The organism is Planococcus sp. 107-1 (assembly GCF_021513255.1).
Lineage (GTDB): Bacteria > Bacillota > Bacilli > Bacillales_A > Planococcaceae > Planococcus.
This window is the reverse complement of the sequence record NZ_CP090977.1, coordinates 1,719,894-1,738,630: the sequence shown is the minus strand read 5'-3', so window position 1 is coordinate 1,738,630 and position 18,737 is coordinate 1,719,894. Positions and strand designations below refer to the sequence as shown.

At 41.8% G+C, this 18,737-nt stretch carries 23 protein-coding genes and 1 pseudogene; 19 read left to right on the top strand and 5 right to left on the bottom strand.

Annotation, left to right across the window (positions count from 1 at the left end):
* The first annotated feature begins 1,163 nt into the window (after positions 1–1,163).
* A pseudogene (locus L0M13_RS18560) lies at positions 1,164–1,452 on the top strand (hypothetical protein).
* Between the two features lie 44 nt (positions 1,453–1,496).
* On the opposite strand, the gene L0M13_RS18555 reads toward L0M13_RS18560, so the two are convergent.
* From L0M13_RS18555 to L0M13_RS09160, 3 genes are read right to left on the bottom strand one after another with little or no spacing between them, the layout of a single operon-like run.
* Complete coding sequence (locus L0M13_RS18555) at positions 1,497–1,700, bottom strand: hypothetical protein (protein ID WP_311195655.1); 204 nt, start codon at positions 1,698–1,700, stop codon at positions 1,497–1,499.
* Between the two features lie 25 nt (positions 1,701–1,725).
* Complete coding sequence (locus tag L0M13_RS09165) at positions 1,726–2,349, bottom strand: HAD family hydrolase (RefSeq protein WP_235199213.1); 624 nt, start codon at positions 2,347–2,349, stop codon at positions 1,726–1,728.
* A gap of 41 nt (positions 2,350–2,390) precedes the next feature.
* Positions 2,391–2,909: a cysteine hydrolase family protein gene (locus L0M13_RS09160; RefSeq protein ID WP_235199212.1), complete on the bottom strand. Its 519-nt coding sequence runs from the start codon at positions 2,907–2,909 to the stop codon at positions 2,391–2,393.
* 624 nt (positions 2,910–3,533) lie between these two features.
* Between L0M13_RS09160 and L0M13_RS09155 the strand changes: the two genes are divergently transcribed.
* From L0M13_RS09155 to L0M13_RS09090, 15 genes are all read left to right on the top strand, one after another.
* Positions 3,534–3,971 (top strand): hypothetical protein, encoded by a 438-nt coding sequence (locus L0M13_RS09155; protein WP_235199211.1) that lies wholly within the window; start codon positions 3,534–3,536, stop codon positions 3,969–3,971.
* A 200-nt stretch (positions 3,972–4,171) separates the two neighbouring features.
* Positions 4,172–4,693: a DUF2199 domain-containing protein gene (locus tag L0M13_RS09150; RefSeq protein WP_235199210.1), complete on the top strand. Its 522-nt coding sequence runs from the start codon at positions 4,172–4,174 to the stop codon at positions 4,691–4,693.
* A 47-nt stretch (positions 4,694–4,740) separates the two neighbouring features.
* Positions 4,741–5,196, top strand: coding sequence for a hypothetical protein (locus tag L0M13_RS09145; protein WP_235199209.1), 456 nt, complete (start codon positions 4,741–4,743; stop codon positions 5,194–5,196).
* A 470-nt stretch (positions 5,197–5,666) separates the two neighbouring features.
* Positions 5,667–6,035 (top strand): hypothetical protein, encoded by a 369-nt coding sequence (locus L0M13_RS09140; protein WP_235199208.1) that lies wholly within the window; start codon positions 5,667–5,669, stop codon positions 6,033–6,035.
* A gap of 25 nt (positions 6,036–6,060) precedes the next feature.
* Positions 6,061–6,513: a hypothetical protein gene (locus tag L0M13_RS09135; RefSeq protein WP_235199207.1), complete on the top strand. Its 453-nt coding sequence runs from the start codon at positions 6,061–6,063 to the stop codon at positions 6,511–6,513.
* A 50-nt stretch (positions 6,514–6,563) separates the two neighbouring features.
* On the top strand, positions 6,564–6,860 hold the full coding sequence (locus L0M13_RS09130; RefSeq protein ID WP_235199206.1) for a hypothetical protein: 297 nt from the start codon (positions 6,564–6,566) through the stop codon (positions 6,858–6,860).
* An 83-nt stretch (positions 6,861–6,943) separates the two neighbouring features.
* On the top strand, positions 6,944–7,150 hold the full coding sequence (locus L0M13_RS09125) for a hypothetical protein (RefSeq protein ID WP_235199205.1): 207 nt from the start codon (positions 6,944–6,946) through the stop codon (positions 7,148–7,150).
* A 34-nt stretch (positions 7,151–7,184) separates the two neighbouring features.
* Positions 7,185–8,060: a leucine-rich repeat domain-containing protein gene (locus L0M13_RS09120; protein ID WP_235199204.1), complete on the top strand. Its 876-nt coding sequence runs from the start codon at positions 7,185–7,187 to the stop codon at positions 8,058–8,060.
* Positions 8,057–8,335, top strand: a complete 279-nt coding sequence (locus tag L0M13_RS09115; RefSeq protein WP_235199203.1) for a hypothetical protein — start codon at positions 8,057–8,059, stop codon at positions 8,333–8,335. Before L0M13_RS09120 ends, L0M13_RS09115 begins: the two co-directional genes overlap by 4 nt.
* Before the next feature lie 177 nt (positions 8,336–8,512).
* Positions 8,513–9,769, top strand: a complete 1,257-nt coding sequence (locus L0M13_RS09110; RefSeq protein ID WP_235199202.1) for a Y-family DNA polymerase — start codon at positions 8,513–8,515, stop codon at positions 9,767–9,769.
* Positions 9,770–10,171: 402 nt separating this feature from the next.
* Positions 10,172–10,813, top strand: a complete 642-nt coding sequence (gene hxlA / locus L0M13_RS09105; protein WP_235199201.1) for a 3-hexulose-6-phosphate synthase — start codon at positions 10,172–10,174, stop codon at positions 10,811–10,813.
* A 1-nt stretch (position 10,814) separates the two neighbouring features.
* Positions 10,815–11,369: a 6-phospho-3-hexuloisomerase gene (gene hxlB / locus L0M13_RS09100; RefSeq protein WP_235199200.1), complete on the top strand. Its 555-nt coding sequence runs from the start codon at positions 10,815–10,817 to the stop codon at positions 11,367–11,369.
* Positions 11,370–11,500: 131 nt separating this feature from the next.
* Positions 11,501–11,776: an HAD family hydrolase gene (locus L0M13_RS18550; protein ID WP_311195654.1), complete on the top strand. Its 276-nt coding sequence runs from the start codon at positions 11,501–11,503 to the stop codon at positions 11,774–11,776.
* The gene (locus tag L0M13_RS09095) at positions 11,776–12,336 is read left to right on the top strand and encodes an HAD-IIB family hydrolase (RefSeq protein ID WP_311195666.1); all 561 of its coding nucleotides are present in this window, start codon (positions 11,776–11,778) and stop codon (positions 12,334–12,336) included. The genes L0M13_RS18550 and L0M13_RS09095 overlap by 1 nt, the downstream gene beginning before the upstream one ends.
* 174 nt (positions 12,337–12,510) lie before the next feature.
* Positions 12,511–12,864 (top strand): transcriptional activator HxlR, encoded by a 354-nt coding sequence (locus L0M13_RS09090; RefSeq protein WP_235199199.1) that lies wholly within the window; start codon positions 12,511–12,513, stop codon positions 12,862–12,864.
* 194 nt (positions 12,865–13,058) lie between these two features.
* Here the strand turns inward: L0M13_RS09090 and L0M13_RS09085 are convergent, their stop codons facing one another.
* Positions 13,059–13,997: an aldo/keto reductase gene (locus L0M13_RS09085; RefSeq protein WP_235199198.1), complete on the bottom strand. Its 939-nt coding sequence runs from the start codon at positions 13,995–13,997 to the stop codon at positions 13,059–13,061.
* A 314-nt stretch (positions 13,998–14,311) separates the two neighbouring features.
* Here L0M13_RS09085 and L0M13_RS09080 point away from each other — a divergent pair, with 314 nt between their 5' ends.
* Positions 14,312–14,980: a hypothetical protein gene (locus L0M13_RS09080; protein WP_235199197.1), complete on the top strand. Its 669-nt coding sequence runs from the start codon at positions 14,312–14,314 to the stop codon at positions 14,978–14,980.
* A 103-nt stretch (positions 14,981–15,083) separates the two neighbouring features.
* On the opposite strand, the gene L0M13_RS09075 is transcribed toward L0M13_RS09080, so the two are convergent.
* The gene (locus tag L0M13_RS09075) at positions 15,084–15,941 is read right to left on the bottom strand and encodes a pentapeptide repeat-containing protein (RefSeq protein WP_235199196.1); all 858 of its coding nucleotides are present in this window, start codon (positions 15,939–15,941) and stop codon (positions 15,084–15,086) included.
* A 499-nt stretch (positions 15,942–16,440) separates the two neighbouring features.
* Between L0M13_RS09075 and L0M13_RS09070 the strand changes: the two genes are divergently transcribed.
* Both L0M13_RS09070 and L0M13_RS09065 read left to right on the top strand, forming a co-directional pair.
* A complete protein-coding gene (locus L0M13_RS09070; RefSeq protein ID WP_235199195.1) occupies positions 16,441–18,030 on the top strand; it encodes a sensor domain-containing diguanylate cyclase in 1,590 nt (529 codons plus the stop codon).
* Positions 18,031–18,077: 47 nt separating this feature from the next.
* Positions 18,078–18,644 (top strand): DNA-3-methyladenine glycosylase I, encoded by a 567-nt coding sequence (locus tag L0M13_RS09065; protein ID WP_235199194.1) that lies wholly within the window; start codon positions 18,078–18,080, stop codon positions 18,642–18,644.
* The last annotated feature ends 93 nt before the right edge of the window (positions 18,645–18,737 follow it).

Sequence of the window (18,737 nt, the reverse complement as noted above, 5' to 3'; positions counted from 1 at the left end):
CACCTCATTCAAGATACGTTAAAGTTATAACACGAAATTGCCCAAAGGGCAAATTTACCTTTTGTGCAAGAATTGGATTAGTATTTTTTCGGAAATGGAGAAGGAATCGATTGTTATTATTAATTTTTCCTAAATATTGGATTTCAAGGATTATCAAGCATATAATTTTAGCTCTCAGTATATTTAATATAAGAGTTTTGCCGTTAAGCATAAAAGGCGGCATAGGAGGGCTTATGGAAAATAGCAAACTTCGCTTACAAAAAGACGAGAATGGAATTACGGTACGAATTGGCAAATACAATGTACCGGAATCGATTCAGTATATCCAAACAAATCAAATTAAAAATGTAGAGATTTCCGAATACTATCAAGCGTCTCAAATTGAATTTCTCAGCGATTGCCCAAGCATTGAATCAGTAGAATTATACGGACTGAATGTGAGCGATTTAAGCGGCCTCTATGAATTGGAGGCTTTAAAAGTTCTGTCAATCGGTGATCTTATGCCGGTCTCTTCTGTTGATTTTAGCCAGCTTTCTTCGTTGGAAAAGATATATGGTACGTTGCCGCCTAAAGCCAAAGCGATTGGCAGTCTCCATCATTTGAAAAGCATGAAGATTTGGAGCTATAAGCCGAAAGGGAAAAATCTAGAGGAATTTAGAAGCCTGGAAGCACTTGAGAAATTAGAGCTCATTACTTCCAATATTACATCTTTAGACGGCATTCAGGGGTTAACCCAGTTGCAGTACTTGGAGTTATATGGAATGAGAAGCTTAAAAGACATCGAAGCGATCCAGGAACTTTCGGGCAATTTAGTATCACTTTCAATGGAAGGTGTAAAAAACATTCAAAACTTATCGCCGATTGGAAAAGTCCAGTCGCTCGAACAATTGGACCTCAATAACTGCGGAACCATACCATCCATCGGGTTCATTAAGCAACTACCTCACTTGAAAAGCATGCAATTTTGGGATACGACGGTCCTCGACGGCGATGTTTCACCATGCATCAATTTGGACTACGCGTATTTTACAAATAAAAAGCATTATTCCCATCGGCTAAAAGATGGATATCCACCGACGTTTATCGAGAAACCTAAGCGGAATGAGGCAGGAGAAGCTGCTTCGGCAGCCCAGCTTTTGCCTACGGATGCATGGAGAATACGGATGGAGGAAGACGAAGATGACTTATTTACGGAAGAAAATCTGGCGGCCGTTGCAGACGTGCTCGAAGATTATCAAAAGAAGCTTTTACGTCTTCACGATCCTTCTGAAAAGCAAATCTTAAAACAAGTAGAAAAAACAGTGCTCCGTTTAAATGCCTTAAATGATCAATACGATTACTTCATAGAGACGATGGAGCGGGGAAGAGCTGCAGGAGTTCCTTATGGAAAAAGCACAGGAAGCCGGGTTGGAGACGGAAGAGGACGTTACCGAAGAATGGCGCGAATGGTAAAGCAAGCTTCCAAAAAAGCTAAGAAAAGTATTAGGCGATTGGACTTACGCCTCTTTGGCTTTCTTCGCTTTTATTTTCATGTAAAAAACATAACCGGCATTTAGAAGGAACAGAATGATGGCAGAGATAAAAAAACCGAGTATTCCTGGCAGATTAGGCCCTGTTATCAAGTAGAAGATTGAGCCTAAAATAAACGCTGTAAAGCCGGCCGTGCTAAGTTTCCATTTGGAATTTTCGATTCTCGACATCGTTCCATTCCTCCTTTTAGGATAATCACTCGTTAAGTAATTGCAACATATCTTTTGGTTCCGACAATACGTAGTCAGCGGATTCAAATCCTTTTCGCCGCTTCGCACCCCATAGCGCAAGCGCGAATTTCACGCCTGCCTCCTTAGCGCATTGCATGTCATAGACCGAATCGCCAATGTATAGAGCTTCGTTTGGAGGCGCGTTCAATTTCGCTAAACAAAGCAATAACGGATCCGGATGCGGCTTATGATTTTGTGTGTCATCTGCGCAGACGATCTGTTCAAAATTAGAAGTTAACCCAAACGGTTCGAATTCATCTGCCAATTGCTGCTTTGTTTTTGACGTGACAATTCCTGTTCGAACCGGGATTACCGGCAATGACTGTATCACTTCTCGCAAGCCTTCAAAGACCTCTACTTCATGCGAAAATTCCAATACGGCTTGCGACCATTTTGAATGGGAACGCTCCATATCGTTCACTTTCAGTTTTCTTAAGGTTTCTTGTCCGGGGATGCCCAGCGCAAAACGTAATTCTTCTATCGGATACGCATGGACTTCTTCTCGCAAAACTTGGTCCAGTGATTTTAAAATGGCCCGTTCCGTATCCAAAATCGTTCCATCCACATCGAAAATTACATATTTAAACAACTAAAATCCTCCTTAATAATGGCAACTTTTTTGACAGGCAGCTATTGTTCGAACGTGATTTCGTTTGTTCCTTGTAAAGTGGCGAAATGGCTCAATAATTCATTTTGATGGTTGATGATTTGCTTGGAGGTGAAGTCGTCAGAATCCCACGTACCATGGGCATCTTTCACAAGAACTACATCAAACCCCAAATCGCTCGCACGGCGAGTCGTCGCAGCAATGCAATGTTCGGTCTGGTTTCCGCCTATTACGAGTTTCTGTATGCCTTCATTTTTCAAAGTTTCCAACAGCTCAGTTTCTTGGAAGGAATCCGCAGCCCACTTCTGGATGACGACGTCGCCTTCTTCCGGCGTGAGGGAGGAATGGATTTGCCAGAAATCCGTGCCTTTTACGAGCCCGGCATCGTTATGCTGCACATAAATGACCGGAACCTTAGCTGACCGTGCTTTTTGAAGAAGGGACTGCAGATTTTCGAGCAGTTTCTCGCTTTGATCGACAGGGTTGGCAGCATCTAACATCTCATTTTGAGCATCAACGATTAAGAGCGCAGTTTTAGACAACCGGCATTCTCCTTTTCATGAAAACGTTTTCTTTATATTACAAAGGATCTGCTTGTTTGTATAGCTTTCATTTATTCCGTGAGATACGAATTTTTAGTGGTGATCAACTGAAAGGCAGGAAGAAAAGTAAAGGGTTAACTTATTCTACTTTATTAATTGTGTATGGCAAAATGGAAATTAATGTTATTATTAAGTCGAGTTTTCATCTTGTAAATGAGACAATTAAATGTAGGCAATGATTTGATAATTCTTTTTATGTACATAGCTTGGGTTCTTGTTCCTGCATTAAGTATTATTTTTGCCTAAACTTGGTGACCATTATTAAAAAGGTGAAGGCAAATGAAAAGACATCGATAAATACGTTCTGGCTTACGGCTTCTTTTGTGCTTATCACTTGGAGTATTGCTGTTTTATCTTCAGCCGGTATTTATTAATCCTGAAAATCAAAGTACAAAATTCAATTGCGCGTCTGCTTGGTTTTGCTGTCTTCTTTTCGGTTGATTCTGCGCATAAACCAATAACAAATGCTTATGAAAACCATGATATATAATGAACGGAAAATGTTATATCGAAGATTCAACTCGTTATTAAGGGTTTTAATTTTTTCTAAAGGAGGATGAAACAATGATGAGGAAAAAAAGCAAACCCGTCGACGAATTGACTATAGAAGATTTGAAACAATTTCCCATTTGGGACTGGGCAATCGGTTCAGAAGGCGAGGAAGAGCAGGACGAAACTTGGGTCCAGCCAGCTGAAACCACTAATTTCACAGCAGTCTTAAACGGCTCAATTGTCCTGGGCGAAGCTACGATAAACGACAAAGAATTGTCTCCGCTCATGTGCAGCCTGGATATTGAAGGACAGGAAGCATTCATCAGTTCCATCGTTCTTTATGACAAAGAACGCGCAGACTACTATGCGATTGAAGACAAGATCAAGCAGCTCGATTTTCCAGTAGCCATCACGATTCACCTGCAGATCAATGGAGTGTTAAGGAAACTCCACTTTAGTGCCACTAAAGTGGATCTCTATAAAAATAAGGTGAGTACCGATTTGTTTTAAAACTGTGTAAAAGCAATTATTAATCCGAAAGTGTATTGGCACGCTGTTTCAGTTGCTTTACTAGTTTCTAAAATCATCTTTTTTATTTCCCAAATTTAGCTAGCTATCTTTATCCGTACTTAATATACTTGAAAGAACGGCCAGTCTAGTATTTTTATGACATTTAGACACTTGAAATTAGGTGTGAGGAGAAGATAAGAATGAGCAGAATCGACCAAGGATATTTCTGTAAAACTTGCGGTGAATATCATGCAGCGCTGCCAATGAGCTACGGGAGCCCACTGCCTGATTATTGTCTGGACATTCCTGAAGAAGAGCGGGAAAGCCGGATTGAGGCGAATGATGATTTATGCAATGTGGATGAGGAATACTTCTTCATACGAGGAGCGATAGAAATTCCGGTAACGGGCGGAGACCATCCGTTTATCTGGAACGTCTGGGTTTCGCTAAGTGAAGCTAATTTTGATCAGACACTGGAATATTGGGAAACAGAAGGGCGGGAACAACAACTGAGCTCCATGTTTGGGTGGCTGTCCACTTCCATTCCGTGTTATCCAGAAACGTTGGAACTAAAGACGATGGTCCATACGCGTTCAGTTGGAATGATTCCGTTCATTGAACTCGAGCCAACGGATCACCCGCTGGCGATGGAGCAAAGAAATGGCATGACCCTCGACCGGATCCAAAAGATTGCGGAAGAACTCTGCCATAATGAGAAGTGAGGAGACCAATCGTTTTCGAATTTCGTTTTAAAAGAAGGAGGCACTAAATGACCTGGCATCAAATCGACGATTCTACAGCGATCGCAGATTTTATGGAACTTTTCGGCGGTTTTCATGACAGCTGCTTGAAAGAGCTTTACATGTGGACCGAGACGTTTGTGGATGAGGATCTCGCTATGAGTATGTCGACTGATTTAGACACTTGCGCACGGATTTTATTTCAACGACAAGCCCTAGCGCCATCCGCAGTCGAATTGCTCTTTAAAGGCGTCACGAATTTTCATATTTGTCCTTCATCAAAAAATAGTGATTCGGTTATTTATAGCGCCAAGTTAATGGCATTCGACGGACAATTTTATTGGGCACAAGACGAAGATTGGCAAATCGATCAGCCGATTCGTCATTCGGTTAGCTGGATTTCTGCACAAGAAGTTTACTGGCGTGACGCCAGTCCCTGGATGGGTGAAAGGCAGCGGTATGGCGTATTAAGGGATGAGGAATAATGGCGGAATGCGGAGGAAACTGCACGTTACCGTTAATTAAGTGAATAGCATGATCTCATGCTTCTAAAATGAAAGGGATGTACGATGTTTCAGAAAAAGCAAAATGTAGATCTGGAGAGACCTGTAATATATGTCCCCGTTTTATATACGTTATTCCTAGGAGGCTCTCTTATACGTATAATTCACAATGTATACACCAATAATACCGAAAATCTAGTAAGGAATACCTTGTTCGCCATTGGTTTCTTTTGCCTTTCGCTTATCACTTTGATTATTTACAAAAAACATTCTGCCTTATTTGAAAAAGCTTCACATTCGGTGCACCGATAAGGAACTTGGAATCTACAAGCTGCCAGACACAATGGAGAGAAGGCAGCGCGACCGGATTCATTGAGAGAATGAAATCTAGCAGTTGGGATTTAATCTATCAATGAACGAATATAGATATGTTTTTATAGGGAGGAATTTGCATGTTAAGCGGCGTTGGGCTTGATTTTTATGTTGCCAATACTCGTGGTGAAGTTTTTCATTCTGAAAAACATGTGAAATTTGAAGAAGAACTTCAAGCTTATTTGTTGGAAAAGGAGGGTTATCCAGCAAAAAGCTTCGGCCTTCTTTTAAATCTTGACCAATATAAGGACCGGGTGTTTTCAGCTAGAGAGGTGGAGGAACTGGTCCTCATTTGTGAGGAACTGCTTCAAGAATATGACGTCCATACTGAGAGACAGTGGGAGGTAAATGAACGGGTAAGGGGAATCAATGCATTCGCTAAAGAATTAAAAGTGCTTTGTTTGAATGCGCTCGATAATAGCAAAAAAGTAATCGCGCTGGGAGATTGAAGTACCGATAAAAAAGGGGGATATATTGAAGAAGTTTGAGAAAATGCTGCTGGCTATTGATGAACCTGAGCTTAATTGCCACGGCAGTAAAGGAAGCTGGCTCTATCTTGCGAGTAAAAAGGATGCGAAGAAGGGATTGTTCCGCCTTCCAAGAGACCATTATTACTTCGTCTCATTGGATGACCAGCGCATGCCCTGCGAGATTGGCGTAGTTAAAAAATTGTCAGAGCCTATCACGGCACTAGAACTGGCTGCAAAGGATTATGAAAGCAGAAATATGGACCCTGTAAGTTTGAATGATGAAGTGATAAAAGAATATGAACAGTTTTTAGAAAAAGTAAACGCGCAACCCGAACATACGCCAATGGCAGCGACTTGGCTAGAAATACCGTTATCGAATACAAGGCAACTGAGAGTTCATAAAGTGTTTTTTACGGGCCTTACGACAGACGAGAAAAAAGAACTGTTTGAAAAGTGACGTGGGTACATGAAACATTGCTATAAGCGACCAGGAGAATGGAGAAACCTATGGAAATATGGATACCTTTGCTTGCGACTGCATTGTTTGGGTACTTTGGGCTCGTCAGCTTCTATGCAGGAGTGAAGCCGTATCAAGAAAATGAAGAGCGGGGGTTTGATGACGCTTTTTCATACAGCGATGGACCGTTTGCGATTATCGGACTGTTTTTTGCTTTTGTTTTATGGGGAAGCAACAAATTATTTTCGCCACCGGTTCAGCTGATTGTTTTTAGGGGAGCCGCACTTGTGATGGCCTTGTTGATGATGGGACTGATTTATTTGTCTTGGTACGTGTATTTCAATTAATTAGAGATTTGAAGAAATCGCGCGAAAGAACGTAACTTGAGCTGGATTCTCTTGCTATACTTCAAATTTAAAAGGAGGTTCCCTTGAAAAATATTTTATCGAAAGCAATTTATTGTATAATCGCTTTTGGTTTGTTTCTTTTATTCCTCAACATATATGGCTGGATCGAAAACGCTTATCTGCCGTTTACTGTGCAAACGCAGCTCATCTCGCTCATTGTTGTGCTTCCAGTTCTTGCGGTTGTTTCGTTTGTGCTGTCCAGTGTAATCGTGAACAGGTGGAAAGCGTGACGAGGAAGCAGCAAAGAAAAAAGGAGAAGGTGGAATGTTCCAGATAAATTATGCAAATAACAGCCCCCAATACTTATTTCGGACCGCTATTCAGCCAGAGTTGGTTGAAGACCTCCGAAACACAGATCCCCATGCAACAGAACTTTTTATCCACGGAAAAACCAAAGGATTGGACTTGCTTGCTTCTTTTCGCCAGTTGACTAAATTATGGATTCATTCTGTTAGCCAAAAGGAATTTACCCGGATTTTAAACAGCGTGAATCCTGAAATGCTGTATATGTACGGGATGCGGGTGGAAGATTTGTCGCTGCTCGGGAATTTGTCCAATTTGCACGTCTTAGGACTGGAATGGAATCCAAAAGCAATGCAGTTATGGGATCTTTCCAAAAACCTGAACCTCACAGCGCTCACGATCAAAGGGTTTTCTAAGCTGCGGGACATCACTTCACTCGCCCAAGCCCCAAACATTCAACTGCTCGAATTGGAGGTGGATCATACGCATCCGTTGCTGCTTGAAACGCTTCAGCCGCTGAAGGAGTTAAAGCAGTTGACCTATCTTGGCTTATCCAATATTAAGGTAGCGGACGAGTCTCTACAGCCGCTTTCAGAACTGAAGGGATTAAAAGAATTAGCGATATCCAACCAATTTTCTACAGAGGAATTTGCAAAGCTGTCGGTTGCGCTTCCGAATACCACTTGTGACAAGTTTTCCCCTTTTGTGCGAGTTGCTCTTCCGGATGGTTTAGATCTTATGGTGGTTGGAAAACGGAAGCCGTTCTTAAACTCAAACAAAGATTCAGTAAAAATGAAGAAATATGAGGAGCGATTCCGGTCTTTGCAAGAAGCTTATAAAATAGAATTAGAAGTTAGAGGGAGCCGAAATATTCACTTAAAGGATGGAGTAGAATGATGTTAGAGCTTGCTGGAGAAAGTCTTTGGGATCTACTGAAAGCACTGATTGGAAAAATGAAATATGGTTTTCTTTCAAAAAATCAAAAAGTGGAATTTAACTTAAATCAGCTTCAGAAGAAATACTGGTTCGAGCAGCTTATTAGGGAATCTCCTTTTGAGGCTGATTGGATGATAGAAGAGGAAGAGCTAAAGATCTATTTAACTTCCAGCAAGAAACTCCGCAGGCTGCTGCATACTTCTAAAGAGCGGCAGCTTTTTAAACAACTTGTCTAACGAAAAATTGAATCGGATCCAACGTCATGAGAGCTTTTAACAGCTTAAGAACTCTCATGGCGTTTTTATTTGTATACGTTTTGCGCCTTGCAGCCAAAATTTATTTGCCCGGAAGGATTGTTCACTTGAAATCTGTGGTATAGAATAAGAACAAGTGTTCTTTTAGGGGTGAATCAAATGACAGGTTACTCAGGAAGAAAACGGGTGATTGCCTGCATCGATATGCGCAGTTTCTATGCGAGCTGCCTGGCTGTAGAGATGGGGCAAGATCCGATGCAGGCCTGTATTGCGGTGGTGGGAAATCAGGAGCGAAAAGGCAGTGTGGTTTTGGCAGCTTCGCCGCGCATGAAAATGGAATTTGGCGTGAAGACCGGCACCCGGCTTTTTGAAATACCGGACGACCCGCGGATTCAACTGATTGAACCGAAAATGCATTTTTTCCTGAAAGTCTCAATGGCAATTACGGAGCTGTTGGGTCGTTATGTGGCGGAGGAGGACATTCATGTCTACAGCGTTGATGAAAGTTTCATCGACTTCACGGGCATCTTGAGCCAGTGGAACAGCCCAGAGGAAATTGCGGTGGATATCCAAGATGCCATTCAGCGGCAATTCGGATTGCCTTCCGCGATCGGCATCGGGCCGAACATGTTGCTGGCGAAACTAGCCCTGGACCTTGAGGCGAAAAAGAAGGGCGTGGTGCACTGGGAAATGGAAGATGTTCCGAAGAAATTATGGCCCGTCACGCCGCTCAGCAAAATGTGGGGGATCGGTTCCCGCATGGAAACCAATCTTAACCATATGGGGATTTTCTCGGTCGGTGATTTAGCACAGACGGACCTCGAGTTATTAGAAGCCAAATTCGGCATCATGGGCCACCAATTGTACCAGCATGCCAATGGCATCGACTTTTCGGAACTCGGCGCGCCGCTTGTTGAGGGACAGATCAGTTACGGAAAAGGACAGATCCTGTATCGGGATTATATTGAGACGGAAGATATTCTTACAGTTATTTTGGAGATGTGCGAGGATGTATGCAAACGGACCCGGGAAGCAGGAATGGCAGGGCGCACCATCCAGCTTGGAATCGGCTACAGCAAATCCGCTTACGGCGGCGGCTTTTCTCGTTCGCGTACGATCCATGAAGCGACCAATGACACCATGAAAATTTACCGGATCTGCCAGGACTTGTTCCACGAATTCCATCAGAACCTGCCTGTTCGCCAGATTCATTTATCCATCAGCAAGTTGGAGGATGAATCTTCTGTGCAGCTGAGCCTGTTTGAAGAGCGGAAATGGGAACGTAGAAAATTGGCTGCGGCCATGGACGAGATCCGGAACCGCTATGGCTATGCGGCTATTTTTCGGGCGGTTTCAAAAACCGAAGCTGGTACCGCAATTGCCCGAACCCAATTGATCGGTGGACATAAAAAATGACTCATAAAGTTTGGTTGAAGTTATGGCATCGGTATGCAAAAAGTTCACATGAATCCAAGTTTTTTAGATTGAACTCTGGATTATGATAAAGAATCCCACTTACCAATCAAGCTTCATAACTCCAAACCTGCAAATAAATAGACGTAAGAGAAAATGATGTAAAAAAGAGAATGGAAGCTTTTAACCGCTAGAAAATACATATATGCCTCTTCTTCAATTAAGAAAATACTTTCTGATTTTTTCCTATTCTTCGCATGCAGATTAAATAAGAACTTCAGCTTATATTTATCCTCACAGTATACTTTTTGTCAGTATGTGTTGTTAAAGTGCGTACTTCACAAGGATGCTTGTGTAACATACACTAAGTTTGCATCGAAATACAAAAAACGGGGAGACAGATATATGAAATTACAATTAGCATTAGATTTAGTAAATATTCCACAAGCAATCGAAGTGGTTAAAGAAGTAGAAGCGTTTATCGATATTGTTGAAATTGGAACGCCCGTAATCAATAAAGAAGGGCTTGCAGCTGTTGCAGAAATGAAAGCCGCTTTCCCTAACTTAGAAGTTCTTGCAGATGTGAAAATTATGGATGCTGCAGCGTATGAAGTATCAAATGCTTCAGCAGCAGGGGCAGACATTATTACAATTCTTGCTCAAGCAGAAGACTCGTCCATCAAAGGCGCAGTTGAAGAAGCGAAGAAACAAGGAAAAAAAATCCTGGTAGACATGATTGTTGTTAAAGACATCAAAACACGTGCAGCAGAACTTGATCAACTTGGTGCGGATTATATCTGTGTCCACACAGGCTACGATTTGCAAGCAGAAGGGAAAGATTCGTTCGAAGATCTCCGTACAATCAAAAGCGTAGTGAAAAATGCTAAAACAGCAATCGCTGGAGGCATCAAACTCGAGACATTGCCGGAAGTGATTAAAGCACAACCTGACTTGATTATTGTCGGTGGGGGAATCACTAGCAAAGAAAACAAGAGTGCAGAAGCTGAAAAAATTCAAAAGCTGATGAAAGAAAGCGTAACGGCGTAACATGAACATAACAGCCTATACCGACGAAATCCTGACTGAATTGAAGCGGACCACTTCGCTCATTGATGATGATGAAGCCGAAAAGGCAGTGGATGGCCTCATGCATGCGAAAAAAATCTTTGTTGCAGGTGGTGGCCGGTCCGGCTTTATGGCTAAAGCATTTGTAATGCGCATGATGCACTCTGGCCTGGATGCCTATGTCGTTGGAGAAACAGTAACACCTAATTTGGAGCCGGATGATCTCTTTATCGTTGGTTCTGGTTCTGGCGAGACCCAAAGCCTCGCAGCCATGACGAAGAAAGCAAAAGATATCGGCGCGACTATAGTGGCTGTTACCATCCATCCTGATTCCACAATAGGGAAACTAGCGGATATTCGAATTGAAATTCCTGCACAAGCAAAAGGGGAAGGCGCCACGGGTAAATCGATTCAACCGATGGGCTCATTATTTGAACAATCGCTTCTCTTGTTTTACGATGCATTGATTTTGAGATTCATGGATAAAAAAGGGCTCAAAGCTGATGTCATGTATGGCAGGCATGCCAATTTGGAATAGTTCGACGAACAAACCCGAGTCTGAGATTTATGCGGACTCGGGCTTGTTTTCTTTAGCCGAAGGGCAGCAAAATGATGAAAGAGTATTTCTGTTGCCATGAAGGATAAAACATAATTGCAGGGAGAGAGTCTATGTATAAATTGATTGCGATCGATCTTGATGGAACACTGCTCACAGATGACTTAGTGATTCCACAAGATACAGTGGCTGCCATTCAAAAAGTGGTTGCGGAGGGAATAGTCGTGACAATTGCTACGGGGCGCATGTTTGCTTCAGCGAGTCTCATTGCCCGGCAATTGAATATAAATGTACCGCTCATTACGTATCAGGGTGCACTAATCAAGGATGTAAACGGAAGAGAAGTAATGTATGAGCGCACTGTTCCTCCTGAGGTTACACAAAGCTAATCGAAATTGCTCTTGAGAAAAAAATACATCTACAAGTATATCAAGATGACATTCTCTTTAGTGCCGAAGAAAATGAAAAGCTAATCGCTTATTCTCAAGCAGTTAAAGTTCCTTATACGATTGAACCGGATCTTAAGAAATTAGCGTCTAAAGGGATTACAAAATTACTGTTTATCGAAGACCCCGACGTCCTCGATCAGCTGCAGCAAGAATTGCAGACTTTATACAGCAAGTATGCCCACATCGCAAAATCAAAGAAAAACTACCTGGAAGTCACCCACCCAGAGGCCAACAAAGGCAGTGCCCTACTACACTTAGCAAAACAACTGGATATAGATCCTTCAGAGATAATAGGCATTGGCGACAACTACAATGACCTCGAACTCATTGATGCGGCTGGTCTAGGAATAGCAATGGGAAATGCCGTAAAGGAAGTGAAAGAAAAAGCTGATTACACTACCTTTACGAACAATGAGGAAGGGGTTCTTCATGTGTTAGAAAGATTCATTTTAGAGCCAGCGCGTGTTAAGAGGGACAAAGAAGGAAAAATGCCAGTTTAATTAGAGTCATGTAAGTAGAAAAGCAAAAAGATTATTCCGTTGCAGGAAAATTTACTAACCCTACAATTTCAAGTACAATTGATAAGCTGCATTATTTACAGTACATGATTTTTCATCTAGTACCAGCAAAAAGTATACGATGAGGAACTAGCAAGGAAGGAAGGAAGGAAGCGCATGCCCAATTTAGGAGAGAAAGTTTTTAATTGTGAAAAAGAGCTGACGCTTTCGATTATTGGAGGAAAGTGGAAAATGTTAGTGCTATGGCATTTAGGTAAAGAAGGAACTAAACGTTTTGGGGAATTAAAAAACCTTATGCCTGGGATCACACAACGCATGCTTGTTAATCAGTTGCGTGAACTTGAAGATCACTTGATTGTCCACCGGGAAGTTTATCCTGTGGTTCCGCCTAAAGTGGAATATTCTCTTACTGAACAAGGAAGAACCCTTATCCCTATACTTGACTCGATGTATGAATGGGGAAAAGAGTATATAGATCGTAATTTGGATAAGAAAATAGAAAATAAATAAGTAAATTAGTCAGCCAATAGGATATTTTTAAAAAAACAGGACGGATTTCAGTAAAATGAAATCCGTCCTGTTTTTTAGAAATTTTGCTCCTATACTTCTGAATCTCTCCAAGCCGGAGTTTTTATAGAGTATATCATCTTCTTTTCCATCAAGGGCTCTTAGTAATAGGGTTAAGTTTTTTATTTTTTTATTAATTAATAGCGGCTTCCAAGCGCTGCGTTCTTTGGCATAAGCGCATCAATGCGCTGTAAATCTTCATCTGTCAATTCAACTTGGAGAGATGCAACGTTTTCTTCCAAGTATTTGATGCGCTTCGTTCCGGGAATCGGTATAGCTCCATTGGCAATCGTCCAAGCAATGGCCAGTTGGGAAGGCGTACAATTCTTCTCCGAAGCCATCTCTTTAACTTTATCCACTAACTCTAGATTTATAGAAAAGTTTTCCGGCTGGAAACGGGGGAGATTTCTGCGCCCATCATTTTCATCCAAATCTTCAAATTTGCGCAGTTCTCCGGATAAAAATCCTCGGCTTAACGGGCTGTAAGCTACAAAACTAATTCCGAGTTCGTTAACGGTCGGCAAAACCTCCGCTTCAACGTCCCGGCTCCAAAGCGAATATTCAGTTTGCAAAGCGGTAATCGGGTGCGTCGCATGGGCCCGGCGAATTTGGTCAGGAGTCGCTTCTGACAAACCGATCGCCCGCACTTTTCCGGCCTGCACCAAATCCGCCATCGCCCCTACAGTTTCTTCGATAGGAACATCAGGATCTACCCGGTGCTGATAATACAAGTCGAGATAATCGAGGTCTAGCCGTTTTAAGCTTTTATCGATGGATTCCTTAACATAGTCCGGATGGCCATTGATGCCTTGAAAATTGGGTCCGAATGCAAACTTGCTGGCGATAACCGCTTGATCGCGGCGGCCTTTTAAAGCTTTAGCCAACAACTCTTCATTATGTCCGTTGCCATAGACATCCGCTGTATCAAGCAGCGTAACCCCAAATTCCAAAGCACGGTGGATGGTCTTTATCGATTCTTCGTCATTCACTTGTCCGTAAATCGGGGACATGCCCATCAACCCCAATCCAATCGCTGATACTTCTAAATCGCTTTGGCCTAATTTCTTCGTTTTCAATGCGCTCATCCTCTCTCGTATCGTCACTCGTAGTATACGTACTTAATACCTCCGTTTAACTAAAGTAAACTTTACTCATTAAGCGGTGTATTTTATAAGAAGTAAAGATTCGCCGTTTCACAAACCGCTTCAAATAAATAGTTATAATCTTATTTCAGAAACTTGAATAGGATGGAAAAAATTTCAGCTCCAAACTTAAACCCATTTGCCAATTTACATTTTGGACAATTATTTCTATCCAAGATGACTTTCCGCCTCTCTGCGAAACTTTGCTGCAAGATATCCGTATAATTAGAAAAGGAAGAGGTGCTCGCATGGAAGAAAGAGTTGAATGGATTAAAAACAAAGTTGCATTCTTTAGTTCTTTTGTGATCCTTGGAATCTGTATGTATTTGTTTTTTCCATTTCCGAATAACGTGATGCGAGAACCGAAATTTATGTTTATGTCCTTTCCGATTCAAAATCAAGATGGATATATCCCGCTTGGAATTGTGGGGTCGATTCTCTTTATCCTCGCTTTTATTTTACTTTTCATCAGCTTGAGTAAATACCAAGGAAGAACCATCCTAATCGTTATGATCCTTTATATAATTTTGCCGAACCTTTTAATTACGGCATATCAAGAAACCTTTGCAAGAGGGATTACAGCTGTCTCATACGATAACAACGGCCACTGCAGTTTTGAGGTGATCGACCAAAAAATGATGGGTCAATGCGATTTGGTATTGCATAATCGAAGCAATGAGGACGTATCCTTTGAATTAGAATTTATCGATTCAGGTTTTATGGATGATGACGTGCGAATGGAATCGCTTATGAATTTAGCTGGACCGTATAAGATTACGATGAAAGCGAATGAAAAAAAGCCGATTCATATGGACGAACTCCTCAATTTATCAGGAGTCCACAAACACATTGATGGTGGCGGGTCATTTAACATCCGTTTCAAGCTGATTGACAGCGAAAAAACACGCACCTTATAATCATTTATGGGTGTGAGGTGAACATTAGCTGAATATAAAAATGAAGATCATTTAGCTTTCGAAAGCAGTGATCTTCCTTTTAACTATTTACCGAGAATTTATTTTATCGCTCGTCTTTCCAGTGCGAAGGACGATCCAAATGATCAGGCAATTTCGTTTCTTGATTTCCTTTTGCTGAGTTAATTTGCATCTGAGTCAAGAACAGGCTGGTTGATAGGTTCGCTCCATTTAGATTAGCGTCCCGTAAATCTGCCCCGATGAAATCGACTGCGCGCAAATCCGATTTTCCCAAGTCAGCTGCAATCAAATAAGCCCCTCTTAGATTCGCGCCTCTCAAATCCTGGCCAACCAATCTTTTGCCCATCCAATCAACGCCTGGGTGTTCAAGTTTTCGTTTCCCATCGCCAATTTTGCTTCGAATTTCTTTGCTGGCTTTCACTAATAGCTCTTTGACCGGATGGCGATAAGCAACCAAATCCAAGTTCAGCAATTCATCTGCACTCAGCTTCGCCAATCTTTGCAGTAAATCCAATTGATCTGTGAGTTCCTGCTGCAGCGCAGCGCTGCTTTTATAAGACAATGCTTCAGCGATAAAGGCAATCATTTCAAATAATTGTTCCATGACCGGAAAAGCCTGGAACATTCTTTCGGCGTTCTCTGGATGGGTCTGCCAGCTGTTTCCGCCGAAAGTGGACTGTGCAATCATTTGGCCGGCGCCAAGACAATCAAAAACCGTGCATCCTTTAAATCCTTTTTCGCGCAGTTTGCTGTGAATTTGACATCGAAAGTCCTGTTGTAAATTCGGGCAAGGCATTCCTGCAGGCTTATTAATGGCAAAATCGTTTGAAGCAATCAGGTTAAGAGCCGTGCAGCACAGTCCGAAACATTGAGAACAATCTGCTTTCAGCCGGGATCTAATTTCTTTTGCTTGAAGCTGTTCAATCGGTTGGGATGGAGTCATGGCTACTCTTCCTTTTCGCTTAATATCCTGCAATTTATATATAGTTATCTTCTCGAAAATAACGATAATTCCTGCTTTTAGGGTTGTACGTCGGTAAATATGGCGAAAATACTCGACTAAACTTTGAAAATCAATGAAAAGGTTTCCTTAAATTGTTAGCTATCCCATGTCTCGCTTAGTGTATTTGATGGACAGAATTAAAGGGAAAGGTGAAAAAGAATCAAGTTAATGGAAATAAAAGTTGTATTGATACAAGCGTCTTTACGAACATGCGGTATACGAACGTGCATTTTTTCTTCTGAATTATATGATCTTTTTTTATATCTTTGCAGGATAAGTACAGAATACGGTAGAAAAGAGCGTTTTCACAACATTCTTTTTCGTACTAGCACTGGAGTGTCAAAAATCATCTATTATTTTCCATTTTACTACGCAATTTATTTCAGAACCTTATATAATAGAAGAAATGCCGATTATTTTTTTGAAAGGAGGCATTTGCGTGAAGAAGTTAGGAAAGAGACGGAAAGTGAACCTTGCCGTAGTGTTGACTTCTCTTGTCTCCGCTTCCGTCATTTTGACATTGTTAATTTTGACAGTCTCGTATTATCAATCGAACAAGCAGTCTTTGACGGAAACTTATTTAGCCCTCAACTATTCAAAGGCAGAAAAGATGAGTCATTCAGCTGACTCTTTATTTCTTTCAATGAATAAAAACTTAGAAACCACTGCGGAATTTTTAGAGGATCCTGAGGGGATCAGTGAACCGGAACTTCAAACGCAATTAGACCTACTGCATGTAAGCAGCGGCTATTTCAATTCGCTCTCTTGGATTGATGAAACGGGCACCATCCGCGCGATCAGCCCGGGCAGTATTGGATTAAAAGGGAAAAAAATAGAAGACGGCGCTGCAAAAGAAGCATTGGATGCCCAGAAACCTGGTTTGAGTCTTCCTTATACAGGATTATCCGATCGTTTAATCGTTCTAATGAGCCACCCTATCTATGCGAAAGACGGAACTTATAAAGGCGTGATTGGCGGCACCATTTTTCTGCAAGAACAGAACGTTCTAAATCAGCTTCTTGGGAATGATGCAGTTGAAGAAAATGGTTCGTATTACTTTGTAGTTGGTCCGAAAGGGACGCTGCTGTTTCATCCGGACACCAATCAGATTGGGAAAGGTGTTTATGAAAATCCGGTAGTTCGCCAACTGACGCTAGGAAATAATGGCATGGAGTTAATTACGAACACAAGTGGATTAAAAATGCTTGCAGCATACAGCTATGTATCCGAAGCAAAATGGGGGATTGTGCAGCAAACTCCTTATTCATTTGTTCAGGACTTGCTGTTTGAACAATTGCGGCAAACGCTGAAGTTTGTATTAATTCCATTTTTAATCCTGCTTTTATTTTCTATTTTTATTGCGCGTAAATTAGCAGCTCCTTTCATCCAATTAGGGAACTTGGTCAACGGATTAGCGGAGGGCAAAAAAGTCGCCCAGCCTTTAAAAGAAAGCTTGATGAAGCCCCATTGGAACCGGGAAGCCGACCTATTAACCAAGAGCGCTGTCATGGCCTTTGAGATTATCGAGCGCAATAATCAACAACTTACAGAGTCCGCTGTCACGGACTCATTAACAGGCCTTCCGAATCGTCGTAAACTTGAAGAAGTATTAGCCGAGTGGGCAAGCGACAAACAGCAATTTTCGATGCTCGTCCTGGATATTGATCATTTTAAATCCATCAATGATGCATTCGGACATCAGACCGGGGATGAAACTTTAAAGAAACTAGCTGAAACCGTACAAGCTATGCTAGGGGATAAAGATCATTGTTTCCGATATGGCGGCGAGGAATTCGTCTTGTTGCTTCCGGAACAAACCGGTCCATCCGCTTATCAAACAGCCGAAAAAATCCGGCTAAAAATAGAAGGAACCCGTTTGATTCCGCACCAAGCAGTTACGGTTTCTATCGGAATAGCAGAGTTCCCTGCACAAACCAGCTCCTTGGAAAAGCTTTTTAGTTTGGCTGATAAAGCGCTCTACCGGTCAAAAGCTGAAGGACGAAATCGAATTACGCTTTCAAGGGATTGAGCGTACTTGTAAGCTCTTTATACATTACCGGAAGGGGAAGGTGCTTTATGAAACAATGCCTGTGGCCACAGTCAAGTGAACTTATGCAAGCTTACCACGATAGAGAATGGTGCCGTCCGAGCCGAGATGACCGCTATATTTTTGAAATGCTGACGTTAGAAGGAGCGCAGGCGGGCTTATCGTGGAGTATCGTTTTAAGAAAAAGAGAAGCTTACCAGGATGCTTTTCATCATTTCGATATCGGCTATTGTGCTGGATTAAGCGATGCGGATTTGGAAAATATAAAAGAAAATCATAATGTTATCAAGCACTTAACAAAGCTTCAATCGGTTCGCACCAATGCGAAAGCAGCTTTAGAAATCCAAAATGAATTTGGAAGTTTGGCTGACTTCTTGTGGAAATTCGTTGATTTTGAGCCAGTAGTCAATGAATGGGAGAACGACACACAGATGCCTGCTGAATCTCCTTTATCCATCCGCCTCAGCAAAGAACTGAAAAAACGAGGGTTCAAGTTTGTAGGCCCAGTAACAACCTATTCATTTTTGCAGGCGATTGGCATGGTGGATGATCACATTAAATCTTGTTCGTTCCATACTTTTAATAGAAGCAAATAAGTTAAGAGCAGCCGAATTTTTCTTCAGTTCATGTAGCGTGAACTTAAGAGAAAGTTAAGATTTACCCTCGCATTTCCTTCATATCTTTTCGGT